Annotated in this window: 24 protein-coding genes; 4 read left to right on the top strand and 20 right to left on the bottom strand. The window is 71.2% G+C overall.

Annotated features, from left to right (window positions below; all coding sequences use genetic code 11):
• Nucleotides 1-4 precede the first annotated feature (4 nt).
• The 16 genes from mraY to WME97_RS08810 form a co-directional block, all read right to left on the bottom strand.
• Entirely contained in the window at nt 5-1135 is a 1131-nt protein-coding gene (gene mraY / locus WME97_RS08885; RefSeq protein WP_437551129.1) for a phospho-N-acetylmuramoyl-pentapeptide-transferase, read from the bottom strand.
• A complete protein-coding gene (locus tag WME97_RS08880) occupies nt 1132-2736 on the bottom strand; it encodes a UDP-N-acetylmuramoyl-L-alanyl-D-glutamate--2,6-diaminopimelate ligase (RefSeq protein ID WP_437551128.1) in 1605 nt (534 codons plus the stop codon). Before WME97_RS08880 ends, mraY begins: the two co-directional genes overlap by 4 nt.
• On the bottom strand, nt 2733-4820 hold the full coding sequence (locus WME97_RS08875; RefSeq protein ID WP_437551126.1) for a penicillin-binding protein: 2088 nt from the start codon (nt 4818-4820) through the stop codon (nt 2733-2735). Before WME97_RS08875 ends, WME97_RS08880 begins: the two co-directional genes overlap by 4 nt.
• Nucleotides 4817-5170 (bottom strand): hypothetical protein, encoded by a 354-nt coding sequence (locus WME97_RS08870; protein WP_437551124.1) that lies wholly within the window; start codon nt 5168-5170, stop codon nt 4817-4819. The genes WME97_RS08875 and WME97_RS08870 overlap by 4 nt, the downstream gene beginning before the upstream one ends.
• Nucleotides 5167-6090, bottom strand: a complete 924-nt coding sequence (rsmH, locus tag WME97_RS08865) for a 16S rRNA (cytosine(1402)-N(4))-methyltransferase RsmH (protein WP_437555344.1) — start codon at nt 6088-6090, stop codon at nt 5167-5169. The genes WME97_RS08870 and rsmH overlap by 4 nt, the downstream gene beginning before the upstream one ends.
• Before the next feature lie 20 nt (nt 6091-6110).
• On the bottom strand, nt 6111-6569 hold the full coding sequence (gene mraZ, locus WME97_RS08860; RefSeq protein ID WP_012234291.1) for a division/cell wall cluster transcriptional repressor MraZ: 459 nt from the start codon (nt 6567-6569) through the stop codon (nt 6111-6113).
• A 509-nt stretch (nt 6570-7078) separates the two neighbouring features.
• Entirely contained in the window at nt 7079-7483 is a 405-nt protein-coding gene (locus WME97_RS08855) for a cobalamin B12-binding domain-containing protein (protein ID WP_012234290.1), read from the bottom strand.
• Between the two features lie 98 nt (nt 7484-7581).
• Nucleotides 7582-9723 carry a GYF domain-containing protein gene (locus WME97_RS08850; RefSeq protein ID WP_437551122.1) on the bottom strand — a complete coding sequence of 714 codons (2142 nt, stop codon included), beginning with the start codon at nt 9721-9723 and terminating at the stop codon, nt 7582-7584.
• A gap of 70 nt (nt 9724-9793) precedes the next feature.
• Complete coding sequence (locus WME97_RS08845; RefSeq protein ID WP_437551120.1) at nt 9794-11476, bottom strand: response regulator; 1683 nt, start codon at nt 11474-11476, stop codon at nt 9794-9796.
• 325 nt (nt 11477-11801) lie between these two features.
• On the bottom strand, nt 11802-12977 hold the full coding sequence (tgt, locus tag WME97_RS08840) for a tRNA guanosine(34) transglycosylase Tgt (protein WP_437551118.1): 1176 nt from the start codon (nt 12975-12977) through the stop codon (nt 11802-11804).
• On the bottom strand, nt 12974-14098 hold the full coding sequence (queA, locus tag WME97_RS08835) for a tRNA preQ1(34) S-adenosylmethionine ribosyltransferase-isomerase QueA (RefSeq protein ID WP_437551116.1): 1125 nt from the start codon (nt 14096-14098) through the stop codon (nt 12974-12976). Before queA ends, tgt begins: the two co-directional genes overlap by 4 nt.
• Nucleotides 14099-14107: 9 nt before the next feature.
• Nucleotides 14108-14515: a response regulator gene (locus WME97_RS08830; RefSeq protein ID WP_437551114.1), complete on the bottom strand. Its 408-nt coding sequence runs from the start codon at nt 14513-14515 to the stop codon at nt 14108-14110.
• 395 nt (nt 14516-14910) lie between these two features.
• Nucleotides 14911-16266, bottom strand: coding sequence for a sigma-54-dependent transcriptional regulator (locus WME97_RS08825; protein WP_437551113.1), 1356 nt, complete (start codon nt 16264-16266; stop codon nt 14911-14913).
• 210 nt (nt 16267-16476) lie between these two features.
• Entirely contained in the window at nt 16477-16947 is a 471-nt protein-coding gene (gene bfr / locus WME97_RS08820; protein ID WP_437551111.1) for a bacterioferritin, read from the bottom strand.
• 198 nt (nt 16948-17145) lie between these two features.
• Nucleotides 17146-17358, bottom strand: a complete 213-nt coding sequence (locus WME97_RS08815; RefSeq protein ID WP_437328430.1) for a (2Fe-2S)-binding protein — start codon at nt 17356-17358, stop codon at nt 17146-17148.
• Between the two features lie 342 nt (nt 17359-17700).
• Nucleotides 17701-18465, bottom strand: coding sequence for an SDR family oxidoreductase (locus tag WME97_RS08810; protein WP_012234280.1), 765 nt, complete (start codon nt 18463-18465; stop codon nt 17701-17703).
• A gap of 251 nt (nt 18466-18716) precedes the next feature.
• Between WME97_RS08810 and WME97_RS08805 the strand changes: the two genes are divergently transcribed.
• Nucleotides 18717-19136, top strand: a complete 420-nt coding sequence (locus WME97_RS08805) for a hypothetical protein (protein ID WP_437551110.1) — start codon at nt 18717-18719, stop codon at nt 19134-19136.
• 36 nt (nt 19137-19172) lie between these two features.
• Here the strand turns inward: WME97_RS08805 and WME97_RS08800 are convergent, their stop codons facing one another.
• The 3 genes from WME97_RS08800 to WME97_RS08790 form a co-directional block, all read right to left on the bottom strand.
• Nucleotides 19173-19841, bottom strand: coding sequence for a sigma-70 family RNA polymerase sigma factor (locus tag WME97_RS08800; protein ID WP_437551108.1), 669 nt, complete (start codon nt 19839-19841; stop codon nt 19173-19175).
• Between the two features lie 2 nt (nt 19842-19843).
• Nucleotides 19844-20086, bottom strand: a complete 243-nt coding sequence (locus WME97_RS08795; RefSeq protein ID WP_272101334.1) for a hypothetical protein — start codon at nt 20084-20086, stop codon at nt 19844-19846.
• Nucleotides 20087-20151: 65 nt separating this feature from the next.
• The gene (locus WME97_RS08790; protein ID WP_437551106.1) at nt 20152-20652 is read right to left on the bottom strand and encodes a hypothetical protein; all 501 of its coding nucleotides are present in this window, start codon (nt 20650-20652) and stop codon (nt 20152-20154) included.
• Between the two features lie 226 nt (nt 20653-20878).
• On the opposite strand from WME97_RS08790, the gene ftsH reads away from it, so the two are divergent.
• Nucleotides 20879-22702 (top strand): ATP-dependent zinc metalloprotease FtsH, encoded by a 1824-nt coding sequence (ftsH, locus tag WME97_RS08785; protein WP_437551104.1) that lies wholly within the window; start codon nt 20879-20881, stop codon nt 22700-22702.
• A gap of 9 nt (nt 22703-22711) precedes the next feature.
• On the opposite strand, the gene lepB is transcribed toward ftsH, so the two are convergent.
• Complete coding sequence (lepB, locus tag WME97_RS08780) at nt 22712-23446, bottom strand: signal peptidase I (RefSeq protein ID WP_437551102.1); 735 nt, start codon at nt 23444-23446, stop codon at nt 22712-22714.
• Between the two features lie 47 nt (nt 23447-23493).
• Here lepB and WME97_RS08775 point away from each other — a divergent pair, with 47 nt between their 5' ends.
• The gene (locus WME97_RS08775) at nt 23494-24339 is read left to right on the top strand and encodes a shikimate dehydrogenase (RefSeq protein ID WP_437551101.1); all 846 of its coding nucleotides are present in this window, start codon (nt 23494-23496) and stop codon (nt 24337-24339) included.
• A gap of 187 nt (nt 24340-24526) precedes the next feature.
• Nucleotides 24527-25570, top strand: a complete 1044-nt coding sequence (locus WME97_RS08770; protein WP_437551099.1) for an arginine N-succinyltransferase — start codon at nt 24527-24529, stop codon at nt 25568-25570.
• Nucleotides 25571-25616: the final 46 nt, after the last annotated feature.

The following is a 25616-nucleotide window of genomic DNA, read 5'->3' as shown; positions in this document are numbered from 1 at the left end:
GCCCTCACCGCAGCTTCATCGACGCCAGGGACACCAGCGCCAGGAGGATGGAGATGATCCAGAAGCGGACGATGATCTTGGGCTCCGCCCACCCCTTCTTCTCGTAGTGGTGGTGGATCGGCGCCATCAAGAAGACGCGCTTGCCGGTGAGCTTGAACGAGAGGACCTGCGTGATCACGCTGACCGTCTCGATGAAGAAGATCCCCCCGAGGATGATCGACAGGAGCTCGTTCTTGGTGAAGACGGCGAGCATCCCGAGCCCGCCTCCGAGGGCGAGCGACCCGACGTCCCCCATGAAGACCTGGGCGGGGTACGTGTTGTACCAAAGGAACCCGATCCCCGCGCCGATGACCGAGCCGCAGTACACCGACAGCTCGCCGGCCGACGCGATCGCCGGGATGTCGAGGTAGGTCGCGAGCGAGAAGCTCGCGATGGAGGCGCCGACGATGTACGCGAGGATGAGGTAGGTCCCCGCGTTGATGATCACCGGGCCGATCGCGAGGCCGTCGAGGCCGTCGGTGAGGTTCACGGCGTTCGACGTGGCGACCACGACGAAGACGGCGAACGGGATGTAGACGTAGAGCGGCAGCTCGATCGGGTACTTCGAGAACGCGACGAACGGGATCGCGAGCCGCGTCCTGATATCCGCCCAGTCCGGCGGGAGCTTGGACGCGAGCAGGAACGTGTAGGCCACGGCCGCGCCGCCGATCAGCACCTGCCCGATGAGCTTGTAGCGCCCGGGCAGGCCGCCGCTGTTCCGCCGCTTGATCTTGAGGAAGTCGTCCAGGTAGCCGATGACGCCGTAGCCCGCGGTGACGGCCGTCGTCGCGAGGACGAAGGGGTTCCTGAGGTCGGCCCACAGCACGGTGGGGAGCAGCAGGGAGAGCAGGATGAGCGCGCCGCCCATCGTCGGCGTGCCCGCCTTGATCTTGTGCGTCTCCGGCCCCTCGGCGCGGACCACCTGCCCGATCTGCTTGCGCCGGAGCTCGCGGATGAACCACGGCGCGAGCACGAACGTCAGCACCATGGCGGTGATCGTCGCCATGATCGTGCGGAACGGGATGTAGCGGAGGACGTTGAGCCAGCTCAGCCAGCCGTAGTGGAACTTGAGCGGGTAGAAGAGCTCGTAAATCACCCCGCACCTCCGTGCGACGGCCGCTCGCCGAGGGCGCGCGCGCGGCGCGCCGCGAGCGCGCGTCGCGCCTCGTCGCGATCGTCGAACGGCAGCGTGACGCCGCCGATGATCTGGTACGGCTCGTGGCCCTTGCCGGCGATGAGGACCACGTCCCCCGGCTCGGCGTCGAGCACCGCGCGCTCGATCGCGCGCGCCCGATCGAGCTCGACGACGACGCGCGCGCGCCCGGCGGCGAGCCCCGGCAGGATGGCGTCGGCGATCGCGCGCGGGTCCTCGCTCCGCGGGTTGTCGTTGGTGACGATGGCGACGTCGGCGGCGCGGCCGACCGCCTCGCCCATCTGCGGCCGCTTCAGCGGATCGCGGTCGCCGCCGCACCCGAAGACGCAGAGGACGCGCCCGCCGCCGAGGGCACGCACGCTCGCGAGCACGCGGGCCAGCGCGTCCGGCGTGTGCGCGTAGTCGACGAGCACGATCACATCGTCGGCGCCGGGGGTGTCACAGCGCTCCAGGCGGCCCGCGACCTGGATCGGAGACGAGAGCGCCGCGGCGGCGTCGCCGACGTCGAACCCGAGCAAGTAGGCCACGCCGAGGGCGGCGAGCAGGTTCGACGCGTTGTGCGCGCCGAGCAGGTGGGAGCGGATGGTGACCTCGCCGACGGGCGTGCGGACGCGGATGAACGTGCCGCTCGCGCTGTGCGCGAGCTCGACGGGGGCGATCTCCGCGGCGTCCGGGCCCACGCCCACCTCCGCCGAGTAGCGCGCGAGCGTCGCCGCCGTCGGGCGCGAGAGCCCGCCGGGGGCGAGCATCTCGACGAGCTGCCGCCCGAAGGGATCGTCGACGTTGATGACCGCGGCGCCGGGGCCGAGATCCACGAACAGGCGCGCCTTCGCCGCCGCGTACGCCTCCATCGTGCCGTGGTAGTCGAGGTGATCCTGCGTGAGGTTCGTGAAGACGGCGATCCGGAACCGGACCGCGTCGACGCGCTTCGCCGCGAGCGCGATCGACGACACCTCCATCACGAGGTGCGTCGCGCCGCGGGCGACCATCGCGGCGGCGACGCGGGCGAACTCGTCCGCCTCGGGGCTCGTGTGCGAGGCGTGGACGTCGAGATCGCCGAAGCGGTAGCCGAGCGTCCCGACGATCCCGGCCTGGCCTCCGCACCGATCGATGCAGGCCTGGACGAGGTGGGCCGTCGTCGTCTTGCCGTTCGTACCGGTGATGCCGACGACCTCGAGCGTGAAGGTCGGGTGTCCGTAGACCACGGCGGCAGCCTGGGCGAGCGCGAGCGGCACGTCGGGGACCTCGACGCGCGCGGCGCCGAGCGTGTCGGCCGCGCTCCCGCGGGCGACGATCACCGCCCGCGCGCCGCGCGCCACGGCCTCGGGGATGAAGCGCTCGCCGTGAGCGCGCGCGCCCGCGCGCGCGACGAAGATGTCCCCCTGCCCCACCTTGCGCGAGTCGAGGTGCACGCCCGTGACGACCATCTCCTCGGCGCCCGCCGGAGAGAGCGCGGCGCCCGGGATCTCGAGCAGCACGTCGCCGAGGCGGAGCGCGAGCTCGACCTCGGCCAGGCTGGCTTCCTTGTGATCGTGCTCCGTCATGTGGGGGGCTCGAAGATGAGCTTCAGCGGCGCTCCCTTGGGCAGCACGGTCCCGGGCGGAGGCTCCTGGCGCGCGAGCCGCCCCGTGCCCTCGACGCTCGGATCGAGCCCGAGCGCGGCGGCGCTCTTCACGGCCTCGCGCTGCGGCAGCCCCGTCAGATCGGGGACGCGCAGCTCCCCCGCCTTGAGCGGCGCGGACGGCGTGACCACCCCCGTCGAGATCGGCGCGGCCGCGGCGCGCGCCTCGCTCAGCACCTGGTAGGTGCTCGCCGCGAGGTCCTCCCCGGCCTGCTCGCTGATCTCCGACAGCTTCATCGGCACGCTCCCGCGCGGGGTAACGCCCAGGTAGCGCAGCGCCATCTCACCGATCCGACGGAAGACGGGCGCCGCGACCGAGCCGCCGGCGTACGTGCCGCCCATCGGCTCATCGAGCACCACCGCGATGGCGATCCGAGGCCGCTCGGCCGGGACGAACCCGACGAACGACGCCACGTAATGGGTGTCGGTGTACTTGCCCGTCGCGGGATCGATCTTCTGCGCGGTGGCCGTCTTCCCCGCGACGCGGAACCCCGGGATCGCGGCCTCGACGCCGGTCCCGTCCCCCTCCGTCACCGCGACGAGCATCTCCGACATCATCCGCGCGATCGGCGCCGGCACCGCGTCGCGGCGCACGCGCGGCGACGGCTCCGACAGCGTGACGCCCGTGCCGTCGGTGACCCGCTTGATCAAGATCGGCTCGAGCAGCCGCCCGTGGTTGGCGACCGCCGCCGTGGCCATCGCCAGCTGGAGCGTGGTCACGCTGATCCCCTGCCCGAACGAGGCCGCCGCCGTCTCGACCTGGACCCACGGGCGGCCGCGCGGCCGCAGCACGCCCACGGACTCGCCCGGCAGCGGCACGCCGGTCAGGTCCCCGAAGCCGAACCGCCGGAAGCCCTCGTAGAGCCGCTGCTCGCCGAGCCCGAGCGCGATCTTCGCCGTGCCGATATTGGACGACTGGGCGAGGATCTGCGGCACCGTCAACCACTTGTGAATGTGCGTGTCGTGGATCACGACGTTGTCGATCGCCATGTTCCCCTCCTCGCAGTAGATGGTCGCGCTGGGGGAGACGCTCTTCGCCGCGATCGCGCTCGCGATGGCGAACACCTTCATCGTGGAGCCGGGCTCGAAGCGATCGACGACGCAGCGGTTGCGCCGCGACCCCGGATCGCTCTGCGAGTAGTCGTTCGGGTTGAAGCCCGGAGCGCTCGCCATGGCGAGGATCTCGCCGCTCTCCGGATCGACGACCACGATCGATCCGCCGAGCGCCTCGTAGGTCTTCATCGCCGCCTCGAGCTCGCGCTCGGCGGTGAACTGGATGCCCTTGTCGATCGTCAGGTGGACGTTGTGCCCGGCGAGCGCCTGCTCGTCCTCGATCCCCTCCGAGAAGATGAGCCGGCCCGAGCGATCGCGGAGCCCGCGCACCTCGGACGCGTTGCCGCGGAGCTCGTGCTCCAGGCTGAGCTCGATCCCCTCCTTACCCTCGCCGTCGGTGGCGACGAAGCCGAGCAGCGGGCCGGCGAGCTCGCGGTTCGGGTAGAAGCGGCGTCCCTCGCCCTCGATCACGAGCCCGCGCACCGGGTAGCGCTGCGTCCTGTCCCCGAGCGCGCGGACGTTCTCGACCTCCTGCTCGGAGATACGGCGCTTGAGCCAGGCGAAGCGGCGCCGACGGCCGAGCTTCTCCACGACCTCCTCGAGCGGCAGCGAGAGCGCCTGCGCGATGCGCTCGGCGTACTGCTGGATCCGCATCGGGACGTACTTCTCCTCGATGCCGCGGAGCATCTCGACAGCGTCCACGGAGACGCTGGGCACCTCCACGCTCTCCGCGAGCGGCGCGCCGTTCCGGTCGTAGATGGTGCCGCGCTTCGGCGTGATGTGGAGCCGCCGCTGGCGCTGCCGCTCGGCGAGGTCGTACCACGCGTCCCCGTCCTCGACCTCGATGCGGTAGGCGCCGGACACGACGCCGCCCAGGCCGAGCGCCATGAGGCCGCAGAGCAGCCCCATGCGGATGCGGATCCACCGCGCGCGCCGGGGTTCGAGGTTCTTCACGGCCGCCCTCCGCTCGGCGGCGCGCTGCCGGACTCCTCGCCTTCGGGCTCTCGCTCGCCGGGCGGCGCCGAGTAGCCCCGCACCGGGATCACGCGCTCGGGCGGGGGCGGCGTCATGCCGAGCAGCGAGCGGGCGACCATCTCCACGCGCTGCGGCGTCTCGTAGCTGGCCGCCTCGAGCGAGAGCACCCGCTTGACCTCACGCAGCCGCGCCTGCTCGGCGCGCGCCCGCCCGAGCTTGTAGCCCAGGTCGACCGTGCGCCCGCGCAGCGCGAGGTGCACGACGAAGGCCGCCACCGTCGCGGCCACCGCGAGCGTCCACAGCATGAGGAACGGACGCTGCTGCGTCACGCGAGCGCCTCCGCACCGCCCACGCGCCGCGCGGCGCGGAGCTTTGCGCTGCGGGCCCTCGGGTTGCCTTCGACCTCGTCGTCGCCCGCGGTCACCGGCTTCTTCGTCAGCGGCTCCCAGACCTCCGGCTCGCGAAGCGCGCGCTTGACGATGCGGTCCTCGAGCGAGTGGAACGAGATCACGGCGAGCACGCCGCCCGGCGCGATGATCCTGGGCGCCGCCTCGAGCAGCGCCTCGAGCTGATCGAGCTCTCCGTTCACCGCGATGCGCAGCGCCTGGAACGTGCGCGTCGCCGGATCGACGCCGCCGATGCGCGCCGGCCCGACGGCGCGCACCACGGCGCGCCGCAGGTCGAGCGTCGTCACGAGCTCGCCGCTGTCGGCCGCCTGCTTGATGCAGCGCGCGACCCTCCGGCTGCGGCGCTCCTCGCCGTAGCGGTAGATGAGATCCGCGAGCTCCTCGTCGCTGAGCCGCTCGATGAGCTCGAGCGCCGTCTCGCCGCGGCTCGGGTCCATCCGCATGTCGAGCGGCCCCTCCGCGCGGAAGCTCATGCCGCGGCCCGGGTCGTCGAGCTGCATGGAGCTCACGCCGATGTCGGCCAGGAGGCCGTCCACCTGCGGGACGCCGAGGGCCGCGAGGTGCCGCTCGATCTCGGAGAACTCACCGTGAACGTAGGTCACCCGATCCCCTGCGCGGGCGAGCCGGGCGCGCGCGATGGCGAGGGCGCGCTCGTCGCGATCGATCCCGATGACCCGGGCGCCCGGCGTCTCGAGGATCGTCGCGGTGTGGCCGCCGGCGCCGAGCGTGGCGTCGACGTAGACGCCCTCGCTGACCGGCGAGAGCGCGGCGAGCACCTCGCGGCCGAGGACGGAGACGTGCTGCTCGCCGCGCGGGCGCGGCGGCGGAGGAGGCAGGTGCATGGGGACTACATTGACGACGTTCATAGGCGGAACTGCTCCGCGATTGCGTTCTTGAAGCTCTGAAGCTCGACCTCGCTCATCTGCTGAGCGGCCTTCCACCGTTCCTGCGACCAGAGCTCGATCGTCTGGCCCATGCCCGCCCACAGCACGTCCTTCGTGAGATCCGCGTGCTCGCGGAGGGACGGCGGGATGAGGATCCGGCCCTGTTTGTCAAGGTCACACTCGACGGCCGCGGACAGGTAACGGCGCCGGAAGGCGACCACGTTCGAATCAAATTGCGGAAGTGCTGCAATTTTCGCCTCCAGCTCTTCCCAGGCCTTCATCGGATACGCGTGCAGGCAGGGATCGAAGAGGGCCGGGGTGATGACCATCCGCAGGTCGTTCGCGGCCGCGAGCACGTCGCGAAAGCGCGAAGGAAGGCTCGTGCGCCCCTTCGCGTCGATCGCGTGCTCGAAGTGACCGCGAAACATCGTGCTCATCGACCCCAGCTCCGGCTGGTCCGTCCCGCCGAGGGGTTGGCGACGCGTTGCTCCAACGGGCGCACGCCGCGTCGTGACATTCTCTGCCACTTCTTCCCACGAAGCTCCGCCACGCTACGGAGTGAGGTGCCGAGTGTCAACAGTTTGGGAGATTTCTGGACCTCATCCGCCACCTATGTAGGGCATAAACCCTCAAGGTCACACCCAACAAAACAGCGCGATTTATCGATAAATGGCCCTCGGGCAGGGCCGTGGGAGGAAGTGGGGAGCCGCTCGGAGGTGGGCTGGAACGCGTCGGGCGGACGCTGGCAAGACAGAAAGCAAGCAAGACGGATCGCCGCCCTGAGCACATCGATTCGCGGCCGGGCGAACGGGTGCGTAGCCGGGTTACCGGGCGGGCTCAGCGAGCCTGTGGCCGAGGGGAAGCCGGGCGGGGGAGGCGCGCGGTGGAGGAGAGTGGGGAGGCGCCCCGCGGTGGGGGAGAGTGGGGAGGCGCCCCGCGGCGGCGGTCAGCTGTGGGGGGTGACGTTGGTCTGGACCCACTCCACGATGCTCTTCAGGGTGGTCCCGGGGGTGAAGACGCCCTTCACGCCGGCGTTCTGGAGCCGCGCGATGTCCTCGTCCGGGATGATGCCCCCACCGAACACCACGATGTCCTCGGCCCCGCGGCTCCGGAGCGCTTCGATAACCGCGGGGAAGAGGGTGTTGTGCGCTCCGGACATGATCGACAGCCCCACGGCATCGACGTCCTCCTGCACAGCGGCGGAGGCGATCATGTCGGGGGTCTGGTGCAGGCCCGTGTAGACCACCTCGAAGCCCGCATCGCGGAGTGCCCTGGCGACCACCTTGGCGCCGCGGTCGTGGCCGTCCAGGCCGGGCTTCGCCACGAGGATTCGGACTTTGCGCTCTGCCATGAGCGCGTCGATTACCGCCTGCCTGGGCAGACGTAAAGCGAAGCGCCCGATCGAGCGGCCTTCGCTCCGCAGGGTGCATCCTTGCTGAGCAGCGGGGCTTACTGCGCGGCGAAGACGAACGGAATCGTCACGGGGGTGGAACCCGAGGAAGGAGGGAACCGCCAGGACTTGATCCGGGAGGCGATGCAGCTCGACAGGCCGGGGTAATCCTTCTCCGACCCGCCGGCCGAGACCGACTGGACGGCGCCCGACGCGGCGATGACCACCGAAGCGGAGACCCTGGCGGTGCTGGCCGCGTTGCTGGCGCGCGCGTCGAGGGCGGGCTGCCAGCAGTGGCGGCGGACGCTGGGGCGGTTCGACTCGACGACGCCGGAGATCTCCCCTTGGGAAAGCGGGGTCAAACCGGCGCCGGCCCCCTGGCTGCCCGGCCCTGACGAGGGGCCGGGGACCCCGGCGCCGAACCCTGACCGGTCGAGCTGAGCAGAGGCCGGTGGAGCGACCGGTTTGTCCGGCGGAGGGCGCTGGCTCGCGACGCCGCCCGCCTTGCCCGTCGAAGCGACTTCTGGCCGGGCAGAAGCCGTCTCGGCCGGCGCAGGTGCGTCCGGCTCGACGCTCGGCGGCGGCGGCGGGGCCGCCGTCGGCAGATCGGCCGGCTGGCTCTGCGGCAGGGGGGCCGTCACGACCTGCACGGGCTGCTGCGGCTTCGGGGAGAGCAGGACGAACGCGGAGACGCCACCGAACGCCGCTGCCATGGCGATGAAGGCGTATGCGAGCGGGCTCATGCCCGATCGCCGTCTTGGCGCGACCGTCTCCACCAGGCTGCCTGGCGTGCCCACCAGAGGTGCGGGCTCCGCGGCGGAGATGGCCCCTGCCGCGGCGGGTGAGCCCCCCGCGGTCAGCCTTCCGCCTGCTGGCGCCGTCGCAGAGCGGGCTACCCCAGCGGCCAGGCCACCCGCGGGCGCCGCCTCAGAGGGCGACCCGCCCGCGGCCAGGCCGCCGGCCCCACGGGCGAGCTCGGTCGAGGCGGACGCGGCCAGCTCGGGTCCGGGCGCGAACGCGACGGGGACCGTCCGATCGGCCGCGAAGGGATCGGCGAGCATCTCCACCGGCGCAGCGCCCGCGGCGAGGGTCCGCCCGGCGCCTGCCGGCGCTCCTGGCCATGCGGCCGGCGCGCTCGCCGCTGGCGCAACCGGGGTGACGCGCGCAACGGACGCAACGGACGTAGCTGACGCGACCGGCACGGGAAGCGGGGCCGACACAGCGGGCATCCCCGCTGCGGTGAAGGCGGCGACCGCCGGGGCCTGCTCGTTCAGGCCAGGAGGGTCCGGCTCGCGCGTCGCCGTGCGCGCGGGTAAGGCCCCCGCGAGCGCAGGGCCCCTCGACGAGGAGGGCGCCTTTGCCGACGGAGACGCGTGCGCCTGACCGACAGAGGAGCCCGTGGTGCTGATGCGGCGCGCGGGCGTGGACAGGCGGGTGGACTGAGCCTGCGTGACGATCTCGAGCAGCTCCGGGAAGTTCTTGAGGGGCAGCCACTCGTCGAAGCCCTCGCGCCAGACGAGCGACTCGCCGTCCACCGCGCCGGCAAGCGCCTTGTCGCGAATGACCGAGAGGCGCACCGGGCCGAGCGGGACGCCGCCGACCCCGACGTACCAGTCCTCGCTCGCCGTGGCGCGCACGGCCGGCGCCTTCCCGAGCGGGCGGTCATTGGACATCGCGCGCGTGAACGCGCCGGCGGCCCCCGCCGGCGGCGCGGGCTCCGCCGCCCTGGCGGCAGGCGCAGGGGAACGAGCCGGCGCCGCGGGCGCAGGCTGGACAGCCCGGGCTGCCGGGGAGGCCTGCGGTGCGGTCGCCGGGCGCGGGCTCGACGCCGGTCCGGGGACGGCGCGCGGCGCGACCGGGGGTCGAGGAGCGCCCGCCGGCCGCGGCAGGGCCTGGGACGCGGGCCGGGGCGGCGCAGGCGCGGCGCCGTGGCCCAGGGACGAAGCCAGCGGCGGCTTCAAGGGGCTCGCCGCGCCGTCCGCCGCCGGCGCCTCGTCGCTCGGAGGGGCGACGTGAGCATCGTCGCCCGCCTCGCGCGGCGGCTCGACCGGGAGAGCACGCGCCACGGAGCTCTCGGTGACGCTCGCGCTGACCTGGATGAGGTGCCCGCATCGCCGGCACTGCATCCGCACCATCTTGCCGGCGACCTTCTCGTCACCGATCTGGTACTTGGCCTTGCAGTTATCGCAGATGAATTTCATCCAAGGACGCGCCTGCCGGTGGAATGGCGCAGTCTACGACAGCTTGGCCCCAGACGACATGGGGTAGGCGTCAGAGCAGCCCGAGCAAGTGCTCCTTGATCGATTGCCGCGTCGGGTCATCGGGGGCGACGCCCAGCGCGCGCTCCCAGGTCTCGATGGCTTTGTTGCGAAACCCGGCCTTCTGATAGAGCACGGCGAGGTTCTTCAGCGCGGGGAAGTGCTTGCCGTTGATGTGCAGCGCCGTCTCCAGCTCCTGGATGGCGTCGTAGAGCTGCCCCTGCTTGCCGTAGAGCAGGCCGAGGTGGAAGTGCAGCCGGTACGCGAGCGGGTCGATCGCCGTGCCCTCGCGCAGGTGCCGCACGGCCTTGTCGAAATCGCCCGCGCGGTACGCCGCGATCCCCGCGGCGAGGAGGCGCTCCGCCTCCGCCGAGATCCGGTCCTGATCGCCGCGGATCGAGCGCGCCTGGAGCGCGTTCTCCACGGCGGCGACGACGTCGGCGACGCGGAAGGGCTTCTCGATGTAGGCCTCCACGCCGTAGCTCGACTTCAGGTCCTCCGCGAACCGCCACCCGCGGTAGACGGCCGAGATCATGATGATCGGGATGTGGCCGTAGCGCTGGGTGCCCTTCATGCGGCGGGCGATGTCGAAGCCGTGCACCTCCGGCAGCATGGCGTCGAGGATCATCACGTCGGGCGGATTCTCCTTGACCATGCGCAGCGCGAGGAGCCCGCGATCGGCCTCCTCCACGCGGTACCCGCGCTCCTCGAAGATGCGACGGAGCAGCTTCCGGATCTCCGGCTCGTCGTCGACGACCAGGATCGTCGTCTGATCGCCCTGCGGCGCCTTGCCTGCGCCCGGGAGCGACTCGACGACGGAGAGATCGCGGTCTGCGGTGCCGAAATCCGTGTCCGTGAGCTCGTCGGCCGCCGCCGCCCTCCGCATGGCGTCGTCGACGACGAGCGGCGGCCCCGCCGAGGAGAGGCGGGCCGGCGACGCGGCAGCGGGCGGGCTCGGATCGTCGGTGAGATCGGCGAACGAGATCTCCGCGTCGTCGCGCGGGCGCTCCGGCGCGGGCCGCGGCGGCGGCGGGGCGGCGCTGGGAGCGGGCGCCGCAGGGGCCTGGGCCACCGGGGCCTGGGCCGCCGTCGCCGGGGGCACGGCGGACGCGGGCCGGCGCGGCGCGGGCTGCGCAGGGGCTGGCGGGGGCGCGGGCGGCGCCTCGGAGGCGGACGACGCCGTGGAGCCGAGCCCGGCCCGCTTCAGCACCTCGGGCGGGCACTTGGCGCCCACGTAGAACGGCTCGCCCTGCTCCTTCATGTCGTAGGCGGCCGCGATGGTCCGCACGAGGGGACCCGCGAGCGCGATGTACGGGAAGACGCGCTTGCCGGTCACGAACTCGAGCTCGTCGATCACCTTCTTGTCGGCGGGCGCGGCCATGGCCACGAGGATGCGATCCTCGCGCACGAGCACGGGAAGGAGCTTGTGTTTGGCGGCGATCTCGCGGGGGAGGATGGAGAGGTCGCTCAGCTTGATGCAGACCTGGTTGAGATCGATGCCAGGAACGCCGCTCTGCTCGGAGAGGGCCTTCAGCGCAGCGACCTCGGAGACGGTGCCGCTCTCGATGAGGTTCGTGGCGAGGGGCACCCCCTTCGCGCGCGCCTCGAGGAGCGCCTGTTCGAGCTGGGGCTGGGTGACCGCCCGTTGCTGCAGGAGGATGCGTCCGAGCGGCTTCTTGTTGGCGTCTTGCGTCATTCCGCGGGCCGAGTTCGAAGGCTAATGGACCAGGAATGCGCGGGCAAGCACGCGACCCGCGCGCGAAGGCCGCCATCCGACCGACACGACCGGCTCGGGCTCGTGCGCCGGCGGCTCGGGCATACGGCCGGGTCGAGCGCGGCCAGGACGCCGCCCGAGGCGCGCGGATCCGAGCGCGCGTCCCGACGCCAGAGGCGAGAGCTCACCATCCGCCCATGTTACTCCGGAACCCTCCGGGCAGCGCAGGCGATGCGCCGGCGGCGCGACGGCGCCCGCTGCACCCGCTCCGCGAACGCATCGAAGAGGCCATGGCGACGATGTAGGGTCACTCGGTCGACTCGGTCGCGCCCACCGTCTCGTTCGCGTCGTTCGCCTCGTTGGCATTACCGGCGCCGCTCGCGCCGAGCCACGCGCGAGCGAACGCCGCGTACCTCCCCTCGGCGATCGCCGCGCGCGCTTCTCGCATCAGGCGGCCATAGAGGTGGAGGTTGTGCTCCGTCAGCAGGCGCAGCACCAGGATCTCGCCGGCCATGAAGAGGTGCCTCAGGTACGCGCGGCTGTATCCGCCGGCGCAGGTCGGGCAAGCGCAGGTCGGATCGAGCGGCGAACGATCTTCTTTGTAGCGGGCCTGCTTGATGACGATCTTGCCGTGCTGCGTGAGCGCCTGCCCGTTCCGCGCGTTCCGGGTGGGGAGCACGCAGTCGAACATGTCGACCCCGGCGCCGATGGCGTGCACGAGGTCGATCGGCGTCCCCACGCCCATGAGGTAGCGGGGGCGCGTCGGGTCGAGGTGCGGCCCGATCTGGGCGACGACCTCGTGCATCATCGCGATCGGCTCGCCCACGGAGAAGCCGCCCAGGGCGAGCCCGTCGAACGGCAAGGCGCCGAGCTCATCGGCATGCGCCATACGCAGCGCGACCGAGGTGCCGCCCTGCACGATGCCGAAGAGCGCCTGGCTCGGGCGCTTCGCGGCGAGGCAGCGCTTCCCCCAGCGCGTCGTCAGGCGGCACGCCTCCTCGACCTCTGGGCGCGGCGCGCCGCCTGGCGGGCACACGTCGAGCTGCATCGCGATGTCGGCCCCGAGCAACCCCTGCACCTCCATCGCGACCTCGGGCGTGAGCGCCTTGCGGGCGCCGTCGAGGTGCGATCGGAACACGAAGCCGTCCTCGACGAGGGTGCGCCGCTCGGCGAGCGAGAAGGCCTGGAAGCCCCCGGAGTCCGTGAGCATCGCGTGCGGCCAGCGGGTGAACGCGTGCAGGCCGCCGAGCTGCGCGACGAGCTCGGGGCCAGGGCGGAGCCACAGGTGGTAGGTGTTGCCGAGGACGATCCTCGCGCCGGTCGCGGCCACCTCGGCTGGGGTCAACGTCTTCACGCTGCCCTGGGTGCCGACCGGCATGAACGTCGGGGTCAGCACGTCGCCGTGCGGCGTGGAGAGCACGCCCGTCCGGGCATGCCCGTCCCTCGCGAGCTCAGAGAAGGAGAAGCCAGGCGTCCGGCTCATGGCGCGTCCACCCCACGGATCAACATGGCGTCACCATACGAGTAGAAGCGGTAGCCGGCGTCGATCGCCGCGCGGTACGCGAGGAGCGTGCGCTCGCGGCCGGCGAAGGCGAACACCAGCGCGAGCAGCGTCGAGCGCGGCAGGTGGAAGTTGGTCAGCAGGGCGTCGACGACGCGGAACCGATAGCCCGGCTGGATGAGGAGGCGCGTCTCCCCGGACTGCGCCCGCACGAGGCCTGCGCGGGCCGGATCGGCGGCCGACTCGAGCGCGCGAACCACGGTGGTGCCGATCGCGATCACCGGCGCGCCGCGCTCGCGCGCCCCCGCGATCGCGCCCGCGGTCGCGTCCGGGATCGAGTAGACCTCCGCGTGCATCGGGTGCAGGTCGAGATCGTCGACCGTGACCGGCTGGAAGGTGCCGAGGCCGACGTGCAGCGTGACGCTCGCGATCTCGACCCCGTTCGCGCGGAGCCGCTCGACGAGGCCGGGCGAGAGGTGGAGGCCCGCCGTCGGCGCGGCGACCGCTCCGGGGACCCGGGCGAAGATGGTCTGGTACCGCTCGCGATCGGACGCGTCGTCGCCGCGGCCGAGGTAGGGCGGGAGCGGGACGTGCCCGTACGCGTCGATCGCAGCGGCGATAGACAGCCCCGCGGGTGAGGAGAGCTGCACCGTGAGCACGCCGTCCTCGGCGCGCTCCAGCACCTCCGCGACCAGCGCGCCGTCGCGCTCGATATCGAGCACCGATCCCGGGCGTATCGGCTTGGAGGCGCGCCCCATCGCCCGCCAGCGCTCGGATCGCGGCGCGCTCTCCTGGGGCCCACCGCCGAGGTCCTCCACGCCGGCCGGCGCCCCGTCCACCCGGTGCAGCAGGAAGAGCTCGACCTGCCCGCCTGTGCCGCGCTTCCTCCCGAACAGACGAGCGGGGACGACCTTCGTGTCGTTGACGATGACGAGCGCGCCGCGCTCGATGTACCGATCGAGATCGCGGATCGCCGCGTGCTCCACCTCGCCCGCCCTGCGGCCGCGATCGACCAGGAGGAGCCTCGCTCCGTCGCGCTCCTCGGGGGGCCGCGAAGCGATCAGCGCTTCAGGGAGTTCGTAGTCGAGCAGCTCGCAGCGCACGCCGCGCTACTAGCACGACGCGGGCGTGAGCACGTTCGTCTTGGCGCGGAGGAAGCGACAGATCTCGCTCACCTGGTAAGGCTTGGGGACGAAGGCCACCGCGCCGCAGTCGGCGCGCTCGACCTGGCGCGCGGAGAGGTGATACGCGCTGGAGAGCACGACCCGCACCCTCGGGAACGCATGCCGGATGTGCCGCGCGAGCTCGAGGCCGTTCAGGTCCGGCATCATCAGATCGATCATCGCCACATCGACCGGGGACGAGCCGAGGGTGAGCAGCGCATCCTGGAACGAGGCGGCGAACACGACCTCGAACCCCTCGACGCTTAGCCCTGCCGAAAGAGCGCGACGCTGGGAATTCTCACCGTCCACGATCAGCATGCGGGCCATTAAGCGTCCTCCTGCGGCGATCGCCGCCATCCAATACGCCTACCTGTCTAGCAATCACCGGGCCAAGTTCCCGAATCGACGCGTTGCAGTTGCCGACGCTAAAGTGAAACAGAAGAGCACAGTCTACATCAGGCGCCTCATTGCACTAAGGCAAATCCCGACGCTGCATCATTGCAAAGATGCAATCTCGCGTAGGCTAGCTCCCTCGATTTACGGCTGAGTCAGGTGGTTTGCTTGGATCGAGCGGCCGCATCCATACGACCCGAACGGAGGAATGCAGGCTGAGCTCGATGGGCAGCAGGTCGAGGTGCAGGGGGAGCATGGCCCGTCGAGCGCGGTCCGCCTGAGGTCGCTGTGTGCCATGGGAGCGAGTTGCTGAGCCCGGCCGGTGGGCGATGGGAGGCGCTCGACAGACCGGCGCCGCGTCAGCCCGGGGGATACGTGATCGCCAGGCGGGTCATCTTGCGCCACAGCGTGGTCGCGCTGATCCCGAGCACCTCGGCGGCGCGCTCCCGGCTGCCGTCGCACTCCCGCAGCGCGGCCTCGATCGCCTGGCGCTCGGCGCAGTCGACGACGTCGGCGAGCAGCCTGCCGCCGGCCTCGGGCGCGCGCTTCGGCTGCACCGCGGCGGGCAGCACGTCGTCGACGCTGATGAGGCCGCCGCCGGAGAGGGCCACCGCTTGCTCGACCATGTTCTCGAGCTCGCGGATGTTGCCGGGGAAGTCGTACTGCGTCAGCGCCTCGACGACGCCGTCCGCGGCGCGGGCGCGGCAGCTCATCTTGCGGTTGTACTTCTCCAGGAAGAACTCCCAGAGGATCGGGATGTCCTCACGACGCGAGCGGAGCGGCGGGAGCACGAAGCGCGCGACGTTCAGCCGGTAGTAGAGGTCCTGGCGGAACCGCTTCTCCGACACCGCGGTCAGGAGCTCCTGGTTCGTCGCGGCGATGATGCGCACGTCGACGTTGATGGGTTTGTTCTCGCCTACCCTGCGGATCTCGTTCTCCTGGATCGCGCGGAGCAGCTTCGCCTGGAAGGTGAGCGGGGTCTCGGCGATCTCGTCGAAGAAGAACGTGCCCCCGTCGGCCTCCTCGAAGAGCCCTTTCCTCGCCGAGATCGCGCCCGTGAACGAGCCTCGCGCGTGGCCGAACAGCTCGCTCTCGAGGAGCGTCTCGCTGATGGCGGCGCAGTTCACCGGCACGAACGGGCGGTCGGCGCGCTTGCTGTTGGCGTGGATGGCCTTGGCGACGAGCTCCTTGCCGGTGCCGCTCTCGCCGGTGATGAGCACCGTCGCGTCGGTCGGCGCGACCTTGACGATCCGGCCGAGCACCTCGCGGACCGCCTGCGAGCGGCCGACGATGTTCTCGAACCGGTAGCGCTCCTTGAACTCGCTGGCGAGCAGCTGCACCTCGCCGGTGAGCTTCCGGTTCTGGATCGCGCGCTCGACCTTCACGAGGAGCTCCTGCTCCGAGAACGGCTTCTGGATGTAGTCGAACGCGCCGAGCCGCATGGCCTCCACCGCGCTCTCGATGGTGCCGTACGCGGTCATCACGATGACCTCCGTGTTCGCGTTCGACTCCTTCACCGCGCGCAGGACGCCGATCCCGTCGAAGCCGCCCATCCGGAGGTCGGTGAGCACGACGTCGTACGCCCCCTTGGCGCCCAGATCGGCGCCCTGGCTGCCGTCCGCGGCTTCATCGACCTCGTACCCGGCGCCACGCAGCATCATCGCGAGCGTGGTCCGCATGTTCCGCTGGTCATCGACGACAAGAATCTTCGACATGGATTTCCCCCGCCGCGCTCATCCTCCTCCGGGAAACGAGCGCGGCGCGACGATCACGACCGACGTGCCGCGCTGGCGCGTAAGCGCGCGAGCACGGTCGTCCGCGGCGCCTTGGACATGCGTCCAGAGCATCGTACGTCAAGCACGACCTCCGCCGCCAGAAGGTGCACGGGGGACGCTCCCTGCGCGAGGGACGGCCCTCACCCTACCCTACTCGCGGATCTGCTGGGCGAGGTAGGCGGTCTCGCCGAGCTTCTCGATCAGCCCGATTTGTGTCTCGAGCCAGTCGATGTGCTCCTCCTCGGACTCGAGGATCTTGGCCAGGAGCTCCTCGCTGGTGCGATCCCCCTTGTCGCGGCAGAGGGCGATCGCCGAGTTGAGCCGCTTGACCGCGTGGTACTCGAGATCGAGGTCGCTCTTGAGCTGCTCCGGCACGCTCTGCCCGATGTGCAGGGTGTCCAGGCGCTGCAGGTTGGGCAGCCCATCGAGGAAGAGGATGCGATCGATGATCGCATCGGCGTGCTTCATCTCGTCGATCGACTCGGCGCGCCCGTGCGCAGCGAGCGTGACGAAGCCCCAGTGCGAACACATCTTCGCGTGCAGAAAATACTGGTTGATCGCAACGAGCTCTCCCGCAAGCACCTCGTTCAACGCATCAACGACGTCTTTTGCACCCTTCATCGGACCCCTCTCGCGCTCATGCCTGTCGTGCGGACCCCGCCCCTGTCAGGCGGGGGACGCTGGCTAGGACGCCAGCGCCCCGCACAAATGCGCGAGGTCCGTGGAGGTGCGCAAGAAGTTTCTAAGGAAATAAGTGCCACCGCCGTCGCTTCCGACGGAAACCAGGGCATCGAGGCTGTTGCCGGTCAATCCGGAGGATCAAGCTGCGCTGGAGACCGGCGCCATCACCAGGCGACGCGGCGTCGAGGCGCCATCGCGCTCGCCAACAAGCTCGGCGATCGTCGACCGACAGGAGCCACAGCGCGTACCGGCGCCCGTGCACTCCATGACCTGCGAAACAGAGCAGGCGCCCTCGCTCATCGCTTCACGAATCTCTCGATCACAGACGCCCATGCAGAGGCAGACGTACATGCAGACCCCCGGCTACGTAACGGGTTGGATTGATATTGAACATAGCTTTCAATATCGGAGCGTCAAGGGGAATGTCGCCTGGGCGGATCGCCGCCTTGGCTCGTGGTCCGAGATCCCCTTGGATCGAACCAGCAGCGCTCGATCAAACAAACGCGCCGAGCAGCGCTCGATCGAACGCGCCGAGCAGCGCTCGGTCGGTCGAGCGCCACAGGAGCGTCGAAGGAAGAGGATCGGGCAGGGATGCAGCCGGTCAGACCGGCGGAAGACGACGCCGCGCGAGCGCGGGCTAGCGGCGAGGCGCGAACGCACGCCCACCGCGGAGCGGTCGGCCGCGTGACGGCGTCACATCGTGAGGCCGCCGTCGACGTCGATGCAGCGACCGTTGAAGTACTCGCACTCGATCACGAAGCGCACGGCCTGCCAGATGTCCTCGGGCACGCCGATGCGGCCCACAGGGATCATGGCGACCAAGGCGTCGCGCGCCTTCTGGTGCATGCCCTGCGTCATGGGCGTCTCGATCATGCCGGGTGCAACGGCGCCGACGCGGATGCCGAACGGCGCGAACTCGAGCGCCCAGGTCTTCGTGTTCGCCGCGAGCGCGCTCTTCGCAGCGGTGTAGCTCGACTGGCCGCGGTTGCCGTGGCGCGCGATGGAGCTGATATTGACGATGACGCCCTTCTGCTCGGTCTCGATCATCTTCGCGACGACCTCGCGGACCATGAGCGTGGCCCCCGTCAGGTTGACGTCGATGACGGCCTGCCACTGCGCCGCGCTCAGCTTGACGACGGCGCCCGTCTGGCGGTCCTTCTTGACGAGCAGGCCGTCCCGCAGGATGCCCGCGTTGTTCACGAGGCCGTTCAGGCCGCCCATCGCCTCGTGCGCGAAGCGGACGAACGCCTCCACCTCCGCCTCCACCGCCACGTTGACCGCCCGCGCGTGGACCTTGCCGGCGAGCCCCTTGCTCGCCTCGACGAGCGACGCGAGCCCCTCCTCGTTCATGTCGCCGGCGGCGACCTGGCCCCCGAGCTCCGCGAGCCGCAGCGCATAGTGGCGACCCAGCCCCTGGGCAGCACCTGTGACGACGAACTTCGTGTCCTCGAGTCGCATGATCGCACTCCTCCAGGGATCGCCCCCGCTCTCCGTGTCGAACGCGCCGTCTACCACGACACCACCGCGAGGCGGCGGACGACGTGGCAGCGCGCCGCCAACGCCCGCAACCCGCGCCCGGCCTGCAGGCCCCCGCGCAATCCGCGCAACCGCGCAACCCGCGTACCCCGCGTACCCCGCGTACCCCGCGTACCCCGCGTAACAGCGCGGTCGCCGCTTGCGCCGGGTGGCATCGATGTTATTCAGCGCCCATGAGGTCGATCGCGCTCGCCGCCGTGTGCGCCGGCATCCTGACGCTCGCGCCTGCATGTGACCGCGCCCCCCCGGTGCCCGAGACCTCCGATCCGACGGGCAAGGATCTGGTGATCGGCGCCGTGGTCGCAGCCGCCGAGCAGAGCGGAGGGATCCGCATCTACAAGATCGTCGAGGTGGAAGAGCTGCCCAAGCCGTTCGGGTCCGATCTGCACATGATCGCCTACGATCCGAAGGCGCAGAGCTTCGAGGAGGCCGCGGAGCTCCGTCGCAAGGGGAAGCTGACCGTCGCGAAGGACCACATGACGGTCCGGCTCGTGTACTTCCTGCCGCGCGACCACCGGGTAATCAGCAACGAGCCGGTCAGCGACGACGAGCGGGCCCCGTACCTCCGCTCGTTCCAGAGCCGGCAGCGCTGACCGGCATCCGCCGGCGGACGGCGAGGCGCCCGCGCCTCAGCGCGCCGTGCGGAGCAGCTCGCCCAGCCGCTCGATCGCCTGGCTGTGCAGCCGGCTCGCCCAGCTCTTGCTGATCCCGAGATCCTGCGCGATCTGATCGAAGCGCTCGTCGTCGAAGTAGTGGCGCTCCACGAGGGCGCGCTCGCGCTCCGGGAGCTCGCGCACGGCGTGACGCACGGCCTGCGCGAGCTCGGCGCGAGAGGCGCGCTCCTCCGGGTCGTCCGCGGCGTCGGGGACGGCGGCGACGTCCCCGTGACCCGAGAGCAGGCCGAGCGCCATCGCGGCCGCGTGCCCGGCGAGCAGATCACCGAGCCGCGCGGCGTAGGCCTCCTGCGTGGCAGGCGCGTCGGCGTCGTCGTCCGCCCCGCGTCCCTCGGCGAAGCGCGCCGACGCAGCGAGCGCGCTGGCCCGCGCGGCCGCGGAACGCCAGCGCGTCTCCCTCCGGACGCCGTCGAAGATGGCCCACCGGAGCTTCCGCTTGGCGAAGGCCTCGAAGGTGGATCGGCTCGGATCGTGCGTCCGCACGATCTCGAGCAGCGCCGGGTGCCCCAGCGCGACGAGGTCCTCCACCGGGATGCGGCGGCCCAGACGGCGCGCGATGCGCTTCGCGACCAGCTGAAGCAGGTCGAGCCCCTCGGCGAGGAGCCGGTCTTCCGGAGTGCGCACCGCTATCCCGCCTTGGCGCGCCCCGCTGCGCCGAGCACCCCGAACGCCCGCTCGCCGCTCTCGTCGACCTCGCGCGGATGCGCGCGCCGCAGGAGGCGGCTCGCCTCCTCGTCGTGCAGCAAGACCTCCGCGAGCTGCTCGCGCATCCACGCGATCTCGTGCGCGGGCAGGCGCCCAACGTAAGGCGCCACGGCGGCGTCGACCTGAGCGGCGATCCAGGGGTCATCGAGGAGCGAAGCGTCCATGGGCGACGCCCATTATATCTCCACCGAGCGCGCCGTCATCCGCCGCCCGCCGCGTCGCCGATGCGTCATTTGGACGGCGGCGGCTCGTTGAGGCAGGCCTCGAACGCCCTGACGGTCCGCGCGTCGAACGCGCACTTGAGCGACCTCGGATCCACGCTCTTGCCGACGTTCTGCTCGCACGACTGCGCGTACTGCTCCCCCAGCGTGGCCGCGACGGCGTCGATCTTCTTCTCGGTCTCGCCCCGCTGCTCCGCCGTGAGCTTGGCGCTGAGCGCCGCGACCTGCTCCGAGCGCGTGAGCACTGTGAGCCGCTTGCCCAGGTCCACGCAGTCGCCATGCATGAGCGCGTAGTCGTCGGGCACCGAGTCGTCGCGACGCGGCGGCGCCGGCGCCGCCGCGGCGGGCTCGGCGTCTGCCTCCCGCGCCTCGGCGCCCTGGGCGGCATCGCTCGTGGGCTCGGCCGGCAGCGACGGCTCCTCCGACCGCGCGGGCTCGGGCTGCTCGATCGGAGGCGGCGAGGCCCCTCCGCACCCGAGCAGCAACGTCGACAACGGACCCGTGACCATGATCAAGAAAAGAGCTCTCCCCATGCAGCGAGGGTTGATCGGCTCGCGCCGGGCGTCCATGCCGCGCCGGGCGCGCTCGGCGCTGCGCGGCGGATCGAGCGACGCCTCGGCTCGCCGCACCTGCCGCGAGGGTGCGCGGGCCGCCTTGGCAGGCTCCGTGCAGGGCGCACCGTGACGACAGGTCGGCCTCGCCGGCCGTGTCGCTTGTCCGTGCGGAGGCGGGAGCATGCGGTCGCTCTGGATTGTTCTCGTCCTGGTGCTCGGCTCGGCGTTGCTGCTTCAGGTGATGGCGGCGTCCGACGGGCGGATCCCCTACGCGCGCTTCCGCTCGCTCGCGGAGAGCGGAGAGCTCGCCGAGATCGAGATCCGGGACGACATGTACATCGGACGCGCGGTGCCCGGCCTGAGCGCGCGCGCGCCGCAGAGTTATCGCACGGGGCGCATCGAGCAGACCGAGAAGGATCTGCTCGCCGATCTCGACCGGCGAGGGATCCCGTACACGCGCGTCGCGGACGAGCTGGGGCTGCCGCCGTACCTCTGGCTGCTGCTGCCGCTCGCCGGTCTGGCGGCGATGGGCCACCTCGCGTCGCGCCGCGCGACGACGGCAGGGACCATCTCGGGCGCCGCGACCGCCTTCGGCAAGCACAAGGCGCGGCTCTACGAGGAGCGGGGCGCGATCGCGACCTTCCGCGATGTCGCGGGCAACGCCGAGGCGAAGACGGAGCTCGGCGAGATCGTCGACTTCCTCAAAGCGCCCGAGCGCTACGAGAAGCTCGGCGGGCGGATGCCCAGAGGGGTGCTCCTCGTGGGGCCGCCCGGCACGGGCAAGACGTTGCTCGCTCGGGCGATCGCAGGAGAGGCGAGCGTCCCCTTCTTCAGCGCAAGCGGGTCGGAGTTCGTGGAGATGTTCGTCGGCGTCGGCGCCGCGCGCGTGCGCGACCTCTTCTCGCAGGCGCGCGAGAAGGGGCCCTGCCTCGTGTTCATCGACGAGCTCGATGCGGTCGGCAAGGTGCGCGGCCTCGGCGGATCCGTCGGCGGCCACGACGAGCGGGAGCAGACGCTCAACCAGCTCCTCACCGAGATGGATGGGTTCGACGCGCACACGGCCATGGTCGTGATCGCCGCGACGAACCGCGCCGAGATCCTCGATCCTGCGCTGCTCAGGCCGGGGCGGTTCGATCGCCGGGTGCACATCGATCGGCCCGACCTCGCCGAACGGAAGGAGATCCTCGCGGTGCACGCGAGGAAGGTGGCGCTCGATCCTGGCGCGGATCTCGACGCCGTGGCCGCGCAGACCGCGGGGCTCGTCGGCGCCGACCTCGCGAACATCGTCAACGAGGCCGCGCTGCTCGCGGCGCGGCGCGGCGCGGAGGCGGTGGGACAGAGCGACCTGGAGGCGGCGATCGAGCGCGGGCTCGCGGGGCTCGAGCGCCGCGGCAGGCGGCTCGGAGCGCGCGAGAAGCTCGTCGTCGCCTACCACGAGGTGGGGCATGCGCTGACCGCCTCGCTGCTGCCGACGCAGGATCCGGTGCGCAAGGTGTCCATCGTGCCGCGGGGGCCGGGCGCGCTCGGGTACACGATCCAGCAGCCGCGCGAGGATCGTTACCTGTGGAGCCGGCAGGAGATCCTCGATCGGCTGGTCGTGCTGCTGGGCGGCCGCGTCGCCGAGGAGGAGGCCGTCGGAGACCTCTCGACCGGCGCGCAGGACGATCTGCTCAACGCGACCGAGCTCGCGCGTCGCATGGTCCGCGAGCTCGGGATGGGCCAGGGGCTCGGGCTCTCGGCGCTCGATCCGCGCCGGCCGCTGTCGTTCCTCGGCGAAGCGCAGGGCGCGATGCCGTCCGGCGCAGGGCCGCGGGAGTGCAGCGACGCGACCGCGCGCGCGATCGACGCGGAGGTCGCGCGGATCCTCGCGGACGCGGAGGCGCGGGCGCGCGCTTTGATCCAGGGGCACCGGCCGACGCTCGAGCGCGTCGCCGCCCGGCTCTACGAGGTCGAGACCCTGAGCGGCGATGAGCTCAGGGAGATGGTGGCAAGAGGGGAAGCCTAGAGCTGCCGCTCAGTCGACGCTCCGCAGCGCGCGGGACAGATCGAAGCCCGTGGCGTCATGGTGATAGACGACGCGGAGCACGCGGCCGCGCAGGAGCTCTCTCGGCACCGCCCCCATCGCCCGGCTGTCGAGCGACGCGGCGCGGTTGTCGCCCATCACGAAGAGGTGGTCCGGCGGGACGACGACAGGACCGAACGCGTCGAAGTCGGGCTCGCCGGCCGTGTGGGTGACCTCGCCGAGGTGCTCCACCCTCGTGCCGTCCACGAGCTGCTCGAGGGCTTGCGCCGCGCCGTCGACGTACAGCACGCCTTGCCGGAGCATCACCGTCTGGCCCGGGAGCGCGATCACCCGCTTGACGAGGAGGGTGGGCCCGCCGCGCGGATCCGCGAAGAGCACCACGTCGCCGGCGCTCGGCCCGCTGCGCTCGAACAGGTAGTGATCCGTGAGCGGGACGCGGAGCCCGTAGGCGACCTTGTCGACGAGGATGCGATCGCCGGGGGTGATCGTCGGCCACATCGAGCCGGTGGGCACGTGGTACTGGTCCGCGAGGGTCGAGCGACCCAGCGTGAGGATCGCGAGCGCCGCGAGGATCTTGAGCAGGCTCCGCCCGAACGGCGCGACCGTCTGGTAGGCGCGCCGCGCGAGCGCGCGATCGGATCGAAGCATGAAAAGTCCGGCCTTGTCGGGCTGGAGGCACACCGCCGCGGCCTCCACCGCCGGCCGGGGAACGCTGGGCTCGCTCATCTCTGGCGGGGCTAGCATCCGCGCTCGAGACAAGCCAGCTTCGCTGCATGCACGGCTGCACTTCATCGACTGCACCACTCTCCCAAGCTCTGGGCCGCCTCACACTCTGCGGATCAATGTCGCGTCATCCGGTAACGACAGGGGCCGCCATGCACCTCGCCGGCTACCGCGCGCTGGGACTCGATTTTACCTATATCCCTTTTGCGGTGACCGATGTTGAAGGCGCGACGCGCGGGATGCGCGCGCTCGGGATCCGCGGCCTCGGCGTGTCGATGCCCTACAAGCAGGCGGTAATTCCATGGCTCGACGAGCTCGATCCCGTCGCCGAGCGGATCGGCGCGGTCAACACGATCGTGAACAACGACGGGCGCCTCCGGGGCTACAATACCGACTGGATCGGCGCGGTGCGGGCGCTCGAGGAGGTGACGCGGCTCGGGGGCGCGCGGGTGCTGCTCCTCGGCGCCGGCGGCGCGGCGCGCGCTGTCGCGTTCGGGCTCGCGGAGCGCGGCGCCAGCGTCACGGTGGCGAACCGCGATCTCGAGAAGGCGCGGCGGCTCGCGGCGGCGGTCGGCGGGGCGGCCGTGCCGCTCGACGCAGCGGCGCTCTCGCCCGACCACGACGTCCTCGTGAACGCCACGTCGCTCGGCATGGCCGAGGTCGATCCGCGAAGCCCTGTCCCGGAGGAGTGGTTGCGGGAAGGTCTCCTTGTGATGGATATCGTGTACAAACCGATGATCACGGAGCTCGTGGCGGCGGCGCGTCGGCGCGGAGCGACCGCCGTTCACGGCGGGAGGATGCTCCTCCACCAGGCTGCAGAGCAGTTCCGGCTGTACACCGGGCGGGAGCCGCCGCTCGATGTCATGGACGACGCGCTGCGCGCTCAGCTCGGCTGACGCGCGGAGCCGCCGCTCGACGCCACGGACGAAGCGTCGCGCGCTGAGCTCGGCTGACGCGCGCGACGTCCTGCGGCAGGCTCGCGCTGTCCGGCCGGCCAGGGTGCGCGGCGATCGCCGCTCTGCGCCGTGCGCGCGGCCTCCGGAGCAATGGCGAAGGGCGGGCGCCACGCGTAGGCTTCCGGCGATGATCTCGTTCGAGATACGCGCAGCCGTGACCGGCGACGAGGAGCAGCTCCTCTATGTCGCGCGCCACCTGAACTCGGTCAACCTGCCGAACAACCGTGACGCAATCCACGAGATCGTCGCCGAGAGCCACAAGAGCTTCAACGGGGCGATCCAGGATCCCCGCCTCCGCCAATACGTCTTCGTGCTCGTCGACCTGACGAAGGGCGACAAGGGCATGATCGTCGGGACGTCGATGATCATCGCGCAGCTCGGCCGGCGCGGCATCCCCTACATCTTCTTCGACGTGCTCGACGAGGAGAAGTACTCGGCCACGATCGACAAGCACTTCCATCATACCGTGCTGCGCATCGGCTACTCGTACAACGGCCCCACGGAGATCGGCGGGCTCGTGCTCATGCCGGAGTACCGGCAAGGGCCCGAGCGGCTCGGCACGATGATCTCCTATGTTCGTTTCCTCTACATGGCCGCGCGATCCGCGCTGTTCCAGGACGAGATCCTCGCGGAGCTGATGCCCCCCCTCGAGCCGGACGGGACAAGCCACCTCTGGGAAGCGCTCGGGCGCAAGTTCACCGACATGAGCTATGCCGACGCGGATCTCCTCTCCAAGAAGAACAAGGAGTTCATCAAGGGGCTCTTCCCGGAGGGGACCATCTACGCCTCGCTGCTGCCCGAGGACGCGCAGCGCGTGATCGGGAAGGTCGGGGCACAGACCCGGGGGGTGGAGAAGCTGCTCCGCCGCGTCGGCTTCCGCTACGCTCACAGGGTCGATCCGTTCGACGGAGGGCCGCACTTCACCGCCCGCATGGACGAAATCTCGCTCGTGAGCGATACGCGCCGGGCGAAGGCGGGCCGCCCGTTCACCCCGAGCCCGTCGGATCCGAAGGGCATCCTCGCGATCGAGCGCCCAGACGCCCCTTATTTTCGCGCGGTCGCCGCGAGCCTCCGCGATGAGGGAGAGCTCGGCATGGCGATCGCCGAGGACGCCTGGAAGCACCTGGAGCTCCAGCCCCGCTCGCCGATCTGGGTCCTGCCGATGCCGTGACAGGGCGCCTGCGCGCCGCGTCCAGCACGCGCAAGACCAGCGGATC

This window comes from Sorangium sp. So ce367 (assembly GCF_051520455.1).
GTDB classification, from domain to species: Bacteria; Myxococcota_A; Polyangia; order Polyangiales; family Polyangiaceae; genus Sorangium; species Sorangium cellulosum_B.
This window is presented reverse-complemented; position numbering and strand designations above follow the sequence as displayed.

Bases quoted from the DNA above. Each gene is read 5' to 3' on its own strand.
- WME97_RS08880 (WP_437551128.1), bottom strand. From the start codon at position 2,736: ATGACGGAGCACGATCACAAGGAAGCCAGCCTGGCCGAGGTCGAGCTC.
- rsmH (WP_437555344.1), bottom strand. From the start codon at position 6,090: ATGCACCTGCCTCCTCCGCCGCCGCGCCCGCGCGGCGAGCAGCACGTC.
- mraZ (WP_012234291.1), bottom strand. From the start codon at position 6,569: ATGAGCACGATGTTTCGCGGTCACTTCGAGCACGCGATCGACGCGAAG.
- WME97_RS08855 (WP_012234290.1), bottom strand. From the start codon at position 7,483: ATGGCAGAGCGCAAAGTCCGAATCCTCGTGGCGAAGCCCGGCCTGGAC.
- WME97_RS08850 (WP_437551122.1), bottom strand. From the start codon at position 9,723: ATGAAATTCATCTGCGATAACTGCAAGGCCAAGTACCAGATCGGTGAC.
- WME97_RS08845 (WP_437551120.1), bottom strand. From the start codon at position 11,476: ATGACGCAAGACGCCAACAAGAAGCCGCTCGGACGCATCCTCCTGCAG.
- tgt (WP_437551118.1), bottom strand. From the start codon at position 12,977: ATGAGCCGGACGCCTGGCTTCTCCTTCTCTGAGCTCGCGAGGGACGGG.
- WME97_RS08830 (WP_437551114.1), bottom strand. From the start codon at position 14,515: ATGGCGGCGATCGCCGCAGGAGGACGCTTAATGGCCCGCATGCTGATC.
- WME97_RS08825 (WP_437551113.1), bottom strand. From the start codon at position 16,266: ATGTCGAAGATTCTTGTCGTCGATGACCAGCGGAACATGCGGACCACG.
- bfr (WP_437551111.1), bottom strand. From the start codon at position 16,947: ATGAAGGGTGCAAAAGACGTCGTTGATGCGTTGAACGAGGTGCTTGCG.
- WME97_RS08815 (WP_437328430.1), bottom strand. From the start codon at position 17,358: ATGTACGTCTGCCTCTGCATGGGCGTCTGTGATCGAGAGATTCGTGAA.
- WME97_RS08810 (WP_012234280.1), bottom strand. From the start codon at position 18,465: ATGCGACTCGAGGACACGAAGTTCGTCGTCACAGGTGCTGCCCAGGGG.
- WME97_RS08805 (WP_437551110.1), top strand. From the start codon at position 18,717: ATGAGGTCGATCGCGCTCGCCGCCGTGTGCGCCGGCATCCTGACGCTC.
- WME97_RS08795 (WP_272101334.1), bottom strand. From the start codon at position 20,086: ATGGACGCTTCGCTCCTCGATGACCCCTGGATCGCCGCTCAGGTCGAC.
- WME97_RS08790 (WP_437551106.1), bottom strand. From the start codon at position 20,652: ATGGTCACGGGTCCGTTGTCGACGTTGCTGCTCGGGTGCGGAGGGGCC.
- ftsH (WP_437551104.1), top strand. From the start codon at position 20,879: ATGCGGTCGCTCTGGATTGTTCTCGTCCTGGTGCTCGGCTCGGCGTTG.
- lepB (WP_437551102.1), bottom strand. From the start codon at position 23,446: ATGAGCGAGCCCAGCGTTCCCCGGCCGGCGGTGGAGGCCGCGGCGGTG.
- WME97_RS08775 (WP_437551101.1), top strand. From the start codon at position 23,494: ATGCACGGCTGCACTTCATCGACTGCACCACTCTCCCAAGCTCTGGGC.
- WME97_RS08770 (WP_437551099.1), top strand. From the start codon at position 24,527: ATGATCTCGTTCGAGATACGCGCAGCCGTGACCGGCGACGAGGAGCAG.